The sequence below is a fragment of the Streptomyces lincolnensis genome, assembly GCF_001685355.1.
Lineage (GTDB): Bacteria > Actinomycetota > Actinomycetes > Streptomycetales > Streptomycetaceae > Streptomyces > Streptomyces lincolnensis.
The window spans coordinates 6,488,646-6,500,250 of record NZ_CP016438.1 but is presented as its reverse complement, the minus strand read 5'-3'; the positions used below and the strand labels follow the sequence as shown (position 1 = coordinate 6,500,250).

The window sequence follows — 11,605 nt, the reverse complement described above, 5'->3', positions numbered from 1 at the left end:
GACCGCCGAAACCGGGAGCGGGTCCACCGCTCAACTTCGAAGACCTGCAAGCGGTCCGGCCGAAGTCCTCATCGCCCGGTCTCCGGTCGCCGCACGACATGATCCCGCCGACCGGACGAGGCCGGGGGCGAAGCCCTCACGATCTGTTCGTCGCCGGCCCCGGCGCAGCCGTTCACCCTTCGTGCAGGACGACCAGGCGGGTGAGCTCGACACGGCTGGAGACAGCGAGCTTGGCGAAGACGTGCCGGAGGTGGGTGTCCACGGTGTGCGGGGACAGGAAGAGCCGCTCCGCGGCGGCGCGGTTCGTCAGCCCTTCGGCAACCAGCCGCGCCACCCGCAGCTCCGCGCTGGTGAGGGCGGCCCAGCCGGCCTTCGGGGCCGGTGCCGTGGCTGCGTTGCGAGCACCCAACGCCCGGACGGCACGCAGTGCGCGCTCACTGTCCTGGACCGCCCCGCAGGCTTCGTAACCGGCCGCGGCCTCCCGGTAGTCGGCGAGCGCCTGGGCCACCGACCCGCCCGACTGCGCTGCCTGCCCGGCGTCCTCCAGCGCCGCCGCCAGGGCCAGTGGCCGCAGGCCGGCCACGCGGTACTTTTCGACGGCGTCGCGCAGCAGCCGGCCACCGTGGCGGCCGCCGCGCAGCAGCGCCTCGGCATGCTGGGCGGCGGCGGCCGCGCATTCCGTACTCCCCTCGCGACCCGCCAGACCGGCCGCGGCCGCCGCGGCGGCTTCTGCTTGCGGGCGCCGGCCGGCCCGCAGCGCCAGCCGTACCAGCGCCGGGCCGTTCGCCGGGTCGCGGGCCGGCAGCACCTGCCGGTCGGGCAAGGCCCGGTAGACGTCGGCGAGCGTGGCGTACGCCGCGGCCGTCTCCCCCGTGGCGACCTGCAGCATCGCCTGCGGCCAGGCCAGGTCCTCGGGCATCAGCCCGACGCCCGACTCCACCAGCCGCCGGGCGGCATCGAGCAGGTCGCGGGCGGCCTGCACCCCTTCGCACCGCAGTGCGATCTCGGCGGAGAGACAGAGCAGGGGCACCCGCAGCGCGGACACCTCCATCTGCTCGGCGACAGCGCTGCCCGCCTCCGCTTCCGTGGCGGCGTCCTGAAGCTGTCCGGCGGCCACCGCCAGTTCGGCGTGGTGATAGTGCCACAACGGATACGACCAGGCAGTGCCCAGCCGGCGTGCTTCCCGCTGCCCGGCCTCCAGCACGGCAGCGGCCTCCGCCAACCGGTCCTGGGCACCCAGCGCCCGGCCGAGCCACAGGGCGGGATGCCGCCGCGCGGCGGAGTCGCCCTGCTCCTCGGCCAGTCGCACCGCCTGCCGCGCCTCGTCGACCGCGGCGGTGAAATCGCCGCGGGCCCAGGCGGCGACGCTGCGGGCACTGCGGCCGAAGACCACCGCGGGGGCGGCGGACTCGGCGGAGCCCAGCGCTATCGCCTCGGCGGCCGCGGCATCGGCCCTGGGCAGCCCGGACAGCTCACCGTCGTACAGCAGCGCGTGGGCCTGGACCGACAACAGCAGCGCCCGGTTGGCCCCGGACAGGCCGGGCTGCTGCAGGGCCTTCTCGGCGGCCTCGGCCGACTCGGCGTTGCGACCCGCGTGTTTGAGGGCGTCGACCACCCCCAGCCGGATAGCGGCCTCGGCGTCGGGATCGGCCCCAGTGGCGAGGATTTCCTCGGCGAGCCGGTGGCAGTCGGACAGCCGCCCCACCTCGGCCAGCATCCGGATGGCCTGGGAGGCCAGCTGCGGGCGGCGTTCGTCGTGGTCCGCACTCAGCCGTACAGCGTGCAGCAGCAGCTCTGCGCCGGTGCCGGGGGCCCGCTCGGCCAGCGGCTGGGCGGCTTCCGCCAGCAGGTCCACCGAGTGCCGATCGCCTTTGCGGGCGCTGCGCAGTACGTGCTCCGCCGTTTCCAGCGCCGAGCTGCCCTGGCTGCGCAGAATCACCGAGGCCTCGCGGTGCAGCGCATGGCGCACCGGGCCGGCCAGCATCTGGTACACGCCCTGCCGCAGCAGATCGTGGACGAAGGCCAGCTCGCTGCCGGCGGGGTGGAGCACTCCGGCCCGGACCGTCTCCTCCACCGCCTCCAGCAGATGGGACATGGGCACCCCGGCGAGTCCGGCGGCCTCGTGCAGCGTGAACGGCCGGCCAAGTACCGCGGCTGTGTCGAGCAGCCTGCGGGCCAGCGGGCCGAGGGCGGTCAACTGGCGGCTGATCGCGGCCAGCGAGCTCGGCGACAGCAGCATGCCCGCGTCCTGGTCACCGGCGGTCCGGGCCGTGCCGTCCTCGACGCGGATTCGGCCCTCCTCGACGAGGGTGTGGAGCAACTGCTCAAGCAGAAAGGGATTGCCCCCGCTCTGGCCGAGCAGCTCCACCAGATCCGGGTCCGGCTCGGCATGCAGGGCGTGCCGGCAGAACTCGGCGATGCCGGCTTCGGGCAGCGGCTGCAGCTCCAGCCGGGTGGCGCCGTGCGCCACCGCGGTGGCGATCACCGGTGCGATGGGCGCCGATACCGCCTCCGGCCGCCAGCCCAGCAGCCACAGCACGGGGCTGGTGGAGAGCGCGGGGATCAGTATCCGCGCGGCCAGGGCGGAGAGCTCGTCGGTCCACTGCGCGTCGTCGATGGCGATGACCAGCGGGCGGTGCACCGCGAACTCGGCGACGGCCTCGCCGAGCGAGTCGAGGACGAGATAGCGGTTGTCGAGGCGGCCGGCGAGTTCGCGGCTGGCCCTGGCGTCGAGTACGGGCGGAGAGCCGGACCGCAGCGCGGTCAGCAAGGTGTGCAGGGGGACTATGCGGTCGAGCTCCGCGGAGGTCGCCTCCGCGGTGGCCAGGCCGAGCAAGCGGGCCTGGGCCATCGCCTCGGTGAGCAGCCGGCTCTTGCCGATCCCGGCCGGGCCCTCGACGATCAGGCAGCCGCCCCGGCCGTCCCGCAAGGCCGCCAGCGCCTCGCTGAGCACGGCGAGCTGCTGCTGCCGCCCCGTCAGCGGCACGTTCACCAACCGCATTACGGCCCCCCGCCCGTTTGGTCTCCCCAGTCTCCGACTGCGTCCCCGCGATGCGGCCCCCGGAAGCCCGTCGGCGGCCCGCGCCGGAAGATTACGGGTCCTTCGGAGCTGAGTGGCACTGTGTGCCCCGCGGCCCTCCGGGCAACCGGCCGACTTCGAGGCCCCGACTCCCGCACCGAGCATAATGCGGGAGCCTGGAGTGCGGATTGAGGCCCTTCGAACCCGGGCGGTGCGCTCCGCGCCCGGTGCCGGGGTGCTTCGAAGTCGAGCGGTGCACCCCGCTCCCGGTTTCCGCCGCCCTTCGGGCCGCGAGTTCACTCACCCGGAAGGCAGGGCTGGACGGCGGGTGCCGCCGGGCCGGTGCACCGGCCACCATGGGCGAGGGGGTGTCCGGCGGATCATGCCTGGGACGTGGGGGCCTGGCACGCCCTGCCCCAAGCCCTCGGCTTCGCCCGAGCAGGAGGTACTCCCACCGCGTCGCCTCATTCCCCCGCCTTGCAGCTGGACGCACCGGAGCACCGCTCACCACTCCGTTCAAGGCGACGCAGCCCGAAGGCGGCCTGATCCGCCGGATGCCCCCTGGGCCGGGGAACCGGCCCACTTCGCGGACGCGGCTCAAGTTCAAAAGCGCTGCCAGGCGCGGGCCACCAGGGCCGCCTGGGCAGAGTTGAGCCTGGGGTCGCACAACGACGTGCGCCGTCCCACGAGCCCGTCCTCGCCGTGGCATTCCAGGACCTTCTCCGGCGTCACCTCCAGATGCAGGCCCGCCGGGCGGGAGCCCGCGGCGCGGACGGCGGTCTGGAACTCGGCTGCCTCATGCAGTACGGCCTTGACCGCCCTGGTCTTGCAACCGTCCGGCAGCGAGGTCGTGTTGCCGTGCATCGGATCGCACAGCCACAGGACCGGGTGCCCGTCGCGGGCGACGGCCTCGACCAGCGCCGGCAGCCTGTGTGCCACCTGCCCGGCACCGAACCGGGCGATGAGGGTGAGCCGGCCCGGAATCCGGTGCGGGTCCAGCACCTCGCACAGCCGCAGCACCTCCGCGGCCGTGGCCGTCGCTCCCACCTTGCAGGCGACCGGGTTCACCACCTGGGCCAGCAGCCGCACATGGGCGCCGTCCGGATTGCGGGTGCGCTCGCCGATCCAGGGCCAGTGGGTGGAGGTGAGCAGCAGCTCCCCGAGGGCGTTGCGGCGGACCAGCGGCAGTTCGTAGTCCAGTACGAGCGCCTCGTGGCTGGTCCACAGCCGCCCGGCCATGGCGGGGCCGTCCTGGGCGCGCAGCACCGCCATCGCGGAGCTCGCGGCCTGATAGCAGTCGAGTATCCGCGCCGGATCGGGACGCCTGCTCCGGTCGGTCGGCTCCGGCCTGTTCACCATCGGCCCGCGATACGCCGGCAGCGGCCCCGCGGGAGTCTCCTCCACGCTCTTCGAGCGCGGCTTGGCGAACTGGCCGGCTATCCGCCCCACTTTCAGAGCGGGCACGCCCGCCGCCCGGCCCATCAGCCCGGCGAGACCCTCCAGCAGTTCCGCCTTGCGGCGCAGCGGGCCGGGCGTGCAGTCGTCCGGGTCCTCGGCACAGTCACCGGCCTGGATCAGGCAGTAGCGGCCCATCGCCGCATCGGCCAGCAGCGCCCGCAGCCCGGCCAGCTCAGCCTCCGACACCAGCGGCGGCATGCCGGCCAGTGCGGTCCGGGCCTTGGCGGTCTGCCACTCGTCCGGCCAGGGCGGCTGCTGTGCGGCCGGCAGCTCCAGCCATGCGGACATCTCGTTCTCGGAAATCTGGGTCAGGCTTTCGGACAGCGCCTGAATTTCCGGAAGTTCCACCGTCATCATTACCGCCTCTCCATGAGTACGACACGCCAAAACTAATGGATTTTCGCTGGAGTTAATTACTACCGATCCAGGTAGTTCGGCGTGGAATAAAGAATTCCGAGAAGAGGCAGCGAAACTCCCCGGATGTGTCGGTAATGCGACACACCCGGGGATGGAATCAGCCCGGTATTGCGGCAGGTATCAGCTCAGTGGGCCGGGCCGGCCTCCTCCTGCCAGGAGGCCCGCAGCCACAGGGCCAGGGGCACCGCCAGCAGCGCGAGCGCACCGACCACCCACAGCGCGCGGTCCTGGCCCACCGCGCTGCACAGCGCGATGCCGCAGGCCCCGCCCACCTGGAGCGTAGTGCTCACCAGACCCGACCCCGCACCCTGTACCGGCCCGTGCAGGCCGCTGGTGCAGACGACGAAGGCGGTGACCACCACGGCTCCCATGCCGAGCCCCCACACCGAGCCGGGCAGTACCACGGTGAGTGCCACATTGCTGTCCGCGGATGCCGCGCCCGCCCACCACAGCAGGGCCACCCCCTGCAGTCCCAGACCGGCGGCCAGCAGTGCGCCCCCGCGGATCCTCGCCACCAGCTGGATGGCCACCTGCGAGCCCGCGAAGAAGGCAAGGCTCAGCGGTGCCGTGCGCAGGGCCGCTTCCAGCGGGCTGTAGCCGCGGGTGGCCTGGAGATACAGCGAGATCACGTAGAACACGCCGAACATCAGCGCGCCGCCGACCGTGTTGAGGGCGTTGCCCAGCACCACGTTGCGCATCCTGAACAGCGCCCGCGGCACCAGCGGGTCCGTGGCCCGCAGCTGCCGTACCGCAAAGACCGCGAGCAGTGCCGCGCCGCCGATGACACCGGCGACGACCTCGCCGCGCGTCCAGCCCAGCGCACCGCCGCGCAGCACCGCGTACAGGACCAGGAGCAGACCGCCGGTGCCGGTCAGGGCGCCGGGGAAGTCGAGCCGTCCGCTGCCGGCCGGGCTCACCACGGGCAGCAGCCTCGCCCCGAGGAACAGGATTCCGATCACCACCGGAACGTTGATGAGGAACGCCCACTGCCAGGCGATGCTGGTGAGCAGCCCGCCGAAGAGCACCCCGGTGGCGCCCGCAAGACCGCCGACGCCGCCGAACACCCCCAGTGCCTTGTAGCGTTGAGGGCCTTCTTCGAAGATGTCGATGACCATGGCCATGGCCGCCGGGGCGACCACCGCCGCGGCCAGCCCCTGCAGCACTCGCCCGGTGGTGAGCTGCCAGGCCTCGGTGGACAGGCCGCAGGCGAGCGAGGCGACGGCGAACAGCCCGAGCCCGGTCATCAGCAGCCGACGCCGCCCCACGAGATCCGCGGCCCGGCCACCGAGCAGCATGAAGCCGCCGAAGGCGAGCATGTAGCTGTCCATCACCCAGGCCAGGCCGTGTTCTGAATAGCCCAGTTCACGCTGGATGGTCGGCAGTGCCACGTACACGATCCCCGCGTCCAGCACCACCATGAACTGCACGAGTGCCAACAGCGAGAACGGGATCCACGGGCTGCGGGCCGCGCGCGGTCCTGTTTCGGAGACCAGCTCGGTCCTAGTCATCAAAGCTCCTCGCTCGCTAACCGGAAGGTGCTGATCGATGCTTCCGGTCCGCGCGCCCGCGCACATCACGTGATCACGTGATTCGCCGTGCTCCATTACCGCTCCATAGTGGTCGCACACACTGCGCGAAAGGACATCCCGAATCGACTCAGGAGAAGGAGCAGGCTATGGCGGCGGACTCCACAACCAAGGGCCAGGCGAAGCCGGAGGTAATCCATGTGCCGGCCGGCGAGGGAATCACCCTGTGGGTGCCGGAGGAGCCCCCGGAGGAACTGGTGGACGGCGAGGGGCCGGTGCTGTCGACGTACACCTTCATGGCCACGGCGGAGAACACCGGGGGGGCGCTCGCGGTGGTGGACACCGTCGTCGAGCCGGGCAACGGACCTCCCGAGCACGAGCACGACGATGCGGACGAGTCGTTCTACGTACTCGAGGGGGAGTTCTGGGTACGGGCCGGGGGCAAGGAGTTCGTGCTGCGGGTGGGCGACTATGCGTTCGTTCCGCGCGGCACCCTGCACATCTGGAAGAACTCGACCGAGAAGCAGGCCCGGATGCTGCGCATCTACACCCCGGGCGGGCACGAGAAGTTCTTCATGGAGATCAGTCGTCCGGCCGAGCGCGGCGTACCTGCCCCCCGGCTGACCAACGCGGACGTACAGCGGGCCCTGACCACCGTTGCCCGCTTCTACGGCTGAACCGAAACCGGTAAACGACGATCTGGAGAAGTGACATGTCCGGACAACCGACAGTGATCATGGTGCACGGCGCCTGGCACGGGGCCTGGTGCTTCGAGCGCCTGGAGACCGCCCTTGCGGAGCGTGGCATCCCGTCCCGCTCGGTCGAGTTGACGAGCCACGGCACCGATCCGCAGGCGGTCGGCGACCTGTGGAGCGATGTGGAACTGGTGCGGCGGACCGTACGGGAGACCGACGGGCCCGTGGTGCTCTTCGGCCACTCCTATGGCGGCGTGGTCATCACGGAGGCGGCAAAGGGCCTGCCGCACCTGCAGCGACTGATCTATCTGGCCGCCTTCATGCCGGACCGCGGCGAGTCGATGCGCACCCTCACCGGCGGCGGCAACGCCCCCTGGTTGACCTTCGAGAACGGCATGCACAGCGTGCAGCCGGGCTGGGGCACCAAGCTCTTTTACCACGACTGCCCGCCGGAGATCGCGGCGGATGCGGAGAGCCGGCTGGTTCCCCAGTCGCTCGCCTCGTTCGGCCAGGAGGTGACGACGGCAGGCTGGCGCAGCGTCCCCGCCAGCTATCTGGTGTGCACCGAGGACCAGGCCTGCCCGCCGGTGTCACAGCGGCGCTGGGCGGCGCGGGTCGAGAAGGCCGTCGAATGGCGTACGGGTCATTCGCCGTTCCTGCACCGGGCGGGCGAACTCGCCGATCTGATCGAGCAGCAGCTGTGACATCCCTGGGAGAAGACATGCCGACGAAGGTGGATGAGACGGACCCGGCCGCGGACGTGGCGGAGTTCAGCGATGTGGACCGGGCGCCGGACGCCTCCTGGTTCATCAGCTTCATGGACCGGGCCAACGCCCAGCCGGAATACGCCCGCATACGCATCTCGCTCGCCGAAGGCCTGGGCGATCTGACCGGACGGTCGGTCCTCGATGTGGGCTGCGGCACCGGTGACGACGCGCTGGAGCTCGCCGCGCTGGCCGGGCCCGGTGGTTCGGTCACCGGTGTGGACCTGAGCGAGGCGATGGTCGAGGAGGCCCGGAGCCGGGCCGAGGCACGGGGACGCAAGGTGGAGTTCCGGGCCGGCGACGTCAGGAAGCTCGACTTCCCGGACGGGACCTTCGACGCGGTACGCGCCAAGCTGGTGCTGATGCACTGCGAGGGCCTCGACACCGCGGCGGCCGAACTGGTCCGGGTGGTACGGCCCGGGGGCCGGGTCGCGGTGTTCGACTACGACTTCGACACCACGACCGTCGACCACCCGGACAAGGAACTCACCCGCCGGCTCATCCAGTTCCTCACCGACGGCCACCCGGGTGGCTGGAGCGGACGTCAGCTGCGCCGCCGGTTCACGGGGCTCGGCCTCACGGATGTGCGGACGGTCGCGCATACGGTGGTGATCCCCTACGAGTTCTTCCGAGCCACTGTCGGCGGCCGCCTCCAGGGAGCGGTGGACGCGGGCCAACTGCCCATCAGCGCCGGGGAACTCGCCCAGTGGTGGCTGCCGCTGGAGGAACAGGCCCGGAGCGACAGTTTCTTCACTTCTCTGACCGGCTTCATGGTGGCGGGCACCCGCTGAACACGCGAAGGGCCGGGGACCGGGAATGAGTTCCGGTCCCCGGCCCTTCGCCTGCTCCGCCGGGATTGCTTCCCTGTTACGCCCCCTGGGTCAGTTCCTCCAGGTGAGCGACCACGGCCGCGGGTGGCGGCAGGGTCGCCAGCTCCCCGGCCCAGTCGCGGGCGGCGGCCAGGGCGTGGCCGCCGAAGACCAGTTCGGCGATCAGTAGCCGCAGACGCAGTGCCTCGTCCTTGCCCAGCGGTCCCCCTACGTGCCGTCCCGCTCCCGTCTCCGCGACCCGCTCGCCCACTCGGGCATGGCCCCGCAGTTCGGAGAGGACCAGCTGGGGCACCCCCATGACGGCGGCGTCCGCGGCATCGGCCATGACGCCCTGGTGGATCAGGAGCACGCAGCCCGACAGCAGCAGGCTGAGCGGGAGGCCGTCATCGGCCTGGATCAGCCGCCGGCCCGGCGGCCCGGCCGCCGGCAGCAGCTGCCGGACCCCGGTCCGTACCAGGAGCTCCAGTTCGAGACCTGTGACGGCCTCGACGATCGTGGCAACCCGTCCGGCCGAAGCGCGCGTACGGGGCTGCCAGAGGAGGCAGACCCGGGGCCGGGGCGAGGGGGCGAGCAGCCAGTCGGGGACGGTTGCCGCACCTGGGGCGGGCACCCGGCGTACCGTCCAGGCATCCGGGCGCGCGCTGCCGCGCAGCGCGGGCGGCCTGGTGTCGACCCAGGCCGCGGCGTCGTCGGCCACTTTCTCGAGCCTGGGTGAGAAGCGGTCGCCGATATGGACCACGTACGGCACCGCGAAGCCCTCCACGCACGAGTCGTGCAGCCAGGTGGGGCCGTCCCGGACCACCAGGTCCGGTTCCCAGAGCAGCATGGAGTGCCGATGGACCTCGGCCAGCTCCGGGTCCTTCCACCAGCCGGGCCTGGTCCAGTCCTCCGGCAGGCCCACCGGGGCCAGGGTCAGTCCCGCCGCCGCCGTGGCGGCGGTGAGTGCGGGCGAACCCGTGACCCGCACCTCGTGGCCGTGCGCCTGCAATGCCCAGGCCAGCGGCACCAGGGGCGGCAGCCGGGCGGGAGTCGGCGACATCGTGAAGAGAATCTTCATGGCCGGCCTCCAGGTCGGGTCAGGGGTCCACGGGTATCTGCCCCAGTACACCGCGGACCCCTGGACGGCACTTGGAGCCGGAGTGGAGCTGAGCGGCCCCGCCGAGGCCCCGTATCGCACAGGTCCAGGGGCTTCGCCCCCAGCACCCCGGTCCTCAGTGCCCCTGTGGCACGGCAGCGAAAATCTGCTGCCGACGCCTGCTGCCGGCCATCCAGGAGTCCGGTTCCGGATCGCCCTCAAGGAGCGACCGGTAGAGCGACTGCAGACGCACCGACGGCTCGATGCCAAGCTCCGCCACCAGGTTGCGGCGCAGCCGGTGGAAGGCGTCCAGGGCAACGGTCTGACGGCCGGTCCGGTAGAGCGCCACCATGCGCTGGGCGCAGAATCCTTCGTGCAGCGGCATCCGGGTGACCAGCACGGACAGTTCGGAGAGCACCTCCTCGGGCCGGCCGAGCGCCAGCTCCAGGTCTATCCGCCCCTCCAGAGTCGTGATCCGCGCCTCCTCCAGCCGTACCTGCTCGGCTTCCAGCAGCATCCCGCACCGTATGTCCACGAGGGCCTGACCGCGCCAGAACGCCAGCGCCTCGCTGAAGCACCGGCCCGCCGTAACCAGGTCACCGTCGGTGACGGCGCGGCGGCCGGCCGCGGAGAGGCGGTCAAACCCGTGCGCGTCGACCAGTTCGGGATCCGCCGCCAGCAGATAGCCCCCGTGCTGGGTGGTCAACACATCCTTGGCACGGCGGGCGGCCTCCGTGCTCCCGGTGGCCATGGTGGCCATGAGCATCCGGCGCAGCTGCATGACGTACGTGTGCAGGGTGGTCACCGCGGTCCGCGGTGGGGACATACCCCAGAGCTCCTCCACCAGGGTCGGTACCGGGAGGATCTGCCCCGAGTGCAGCGCGAGGAGCGCCAGGAGCTGCCGGGGTTTGCCTGCGGTCGGCACGACGGACACCCCGTTCAACTCGGCCGCGAATGGTCCGAGCACGCGTACTTCCATAACCCCTCCACAGGATCCATTGACTATCCAGTGAAGATTTTCCCGGACGCTGGCGGCCAGGACCAGTTTCAGGACACCTCATACCCCGGGAATCCGCGTGTCCGGAACAATGAATTCCTCACGTTCAGGAGATGCGCCGGGCACTGGCTAGAACGATCCCGAGGGCTGAAGAATCTCGTCCAGCGAGCGGGAAGGCGAAAGACCCGCTCCTTGAATTCAAAACGTGCTCTAAATCCACGTTCGACTCATCAGCCTGGAGTGGACTCATGACTGGAATCGAAATCGCCGGCAGCGCGTCTGCGGATTCTTCGATCGACTACGACACCGAATTCCGGAGCATTGCCGACAGCCTCCGTACCGACATGGGTATCGGCTGGCCGGGCGGTTCGTCGTCCAGTGTGTTCGAGCTCGAATGTGAACACGCCATCGGGGCGCGCCGGGTGCTGGTGTAGCCCGCCGCGGAATCGTCGAGCGGTGGCGGTGTCAGCTCGTCGACACCGCCACCGCTCCTTCGTGCCCCGCGGCAGTACGGCCGCCGCTCAGCCGGGCCGGCCGTAGCGATGAGGCCACAGGTCCTGGGCGATCCGCAGCTCCTCCTGGGACAGCGGTTGGTTCTCGGGTATTCGCTCGGGGTGGGCCGGCCCCGGCAGCCGCCGTCTGCCCGGCGGATCCCCCGCGTACGGATCACCGGACGGCGCGAGCGGCGCCGAAGCGGACGCCGGGTACTGCATCGGGGCCGCGTAGCAGCTGCCCAGCGCCACCAGGGATCGCCACACGGGCCGCAGCCAGTACCGCACCCGGGCCCGGCGAGCGGCCCGCAGCAACCACGTCACGTCCACCTC

The 11,605-nt window shown here is 71.4% G+C and carries 10 protein-coding genes; 4 read left to right on the top strand and 6 right to left on the bottom strand.

All coding sequences use genetic code 11. The features are described from left to right. Window positions 1-172 precede the first annotated feature (172 nt). The 3 genes from SLINC_RS29075 to SLINC_RS29065 form a co-directional block, all read right to left on the bottom strand. Window positions 173-3,001 (bottom strand): helix-turn-helix transcriptional regulator, encoded by a 2,829-nt coding sequence (locus SLINC_RS29075; RefSeq protein ID WP_067438880.1) that lies wholly within the window; start codon window positions 2,999-3,001, stop codon window positions 173-175. A 621-nt stretch (window positions 3,002-3,622) separates the two neighbouring features. Then, window positions 3,623-4,834 (bottom strand): 3-deoxy-7-phosphoheptulonate synthase, encoded by a 1,212-nt coding sequence (locus SLINC_RS29070; protein ID WP_237282004.1) that lies wholly within the window; start codon window positions 4,832-4,834, stop codon window positions 3,623-3,625. A 185-nt stretch (window positions 4,835-5,019) separates the two neighbouring features. Then, a complete protein-coding gene (locus SLINC_RS29065) occupies window positions 5,020-6,402 on the bottom strand; it encodes an MFS transporter (RefSeq protein WP_067438879.1) in 1,383 nt (460 codons plus the stop codon). Between the two features lie 167 nt (window positions 6,403-6,569). Between SLINC_RS29065 and SLINC_RS29060 the strand changes: the two genes are divergently transcribed. From SLINC_RS29060 to SLINC_RS29050, 3 genes are read left to right on the top strand one after another with little or no spacing between them, the layout of a single operon-like run. Continuing rightward, entirely contained in the window at window positions 6,570-7,097 is a 528-nt protein-coding gene (locus SLINC_RS29060) for a cupin domain-containing protein (protein WP_067438876.1), read from the top strand. Between the two features lie 35 nt (window positions 7,098-7,132). After that, a complete protein-coding gene (locus tag SLINC_RS29055) occupies window positions 7,133-7,819 on the top strand; it encodes an alpha/beta hydrolase (RefSeq protein WP_067438874.1) in 687 nt (228 codons plus the stop codon). A gap of 17 nt (window positions 7,820-7,836) precedes the next feature. Next, window positions 7,837-8,670, top strand: a complete 834-nt coding sequence (locus tag SLINC_RS29050) for a methyltransferase domain-containing protein (protein ID WP_067438870.1) — start codon at window positions 7,837-7,839, stop codon at window positions 8,668-8,670. Window positions 8,671-8,746: 76 nt separating this feature from the next. On the opposite strand, the gene SLINC_RS29045 is transcribed toward SLINC_RS29050, so the two are convergent. Together SLINC_RS29045 and SLINC_RS29040 are read right to left on the bottom strand one after the other, a co-directional pair. Continuing rightward, a complete protein-coding gene (locus SLINC_RS29045; protein WP_067438869.1) occupies window positions 8,747-9,766 on the bottom strand; it encodes a nucleotide disphospho-sugar-binding domain-containing protein in 1,020 nt (339 codons plus the stop codon). A gap of 154 nt (window positions 9,767-9,920) precedes the next feature. Beyond that, window positions 9,921-10,751, bottom strand: coding sequence for an AfsR/SARP family transcriptional regulator (locus tag SLINC_RS29040; protein ID WP_310736472.1), 831 nt, complete (start codon window positions 10,749-10,751; stop codon window positions 9,921-9,923). Window positions 10,752-11,029: 278 nt separating this feature from the next. Between SLINC_RS29040 and SLINC_RS29035 the strand changes: the two genes are divergently transcribed. Continuing rightward, complete coding sequence (locus tag SLINC_RS29035) at window positions 11,030-11,215, top strand: hypothetical protein (protein ID WP_067438864.1); 186 nt, start codon at window positions 11,030-11,032, stop codon at window positions 11,213-11,215. An 87-nt stretch (window positions 11,216-11,302) separates the two neighbouring features. On the opposite strand, the gene SLINC_RS29030 is transcribed toward SLINC_RS29035, so the two are convergent. Next, window positions 11,303-11,596, bottom strand: a complete 294-nt coding sequence (locus SLINC_RS29030) for a DUF6059 family protein (RefSeq protein ID WP_152039000.1) — start codon at window positions 11,594-11,596, stop codon at window positions 11,303-11,305. Window positions 11,597-11,605 lie beyond the last annotated feature (9 nt).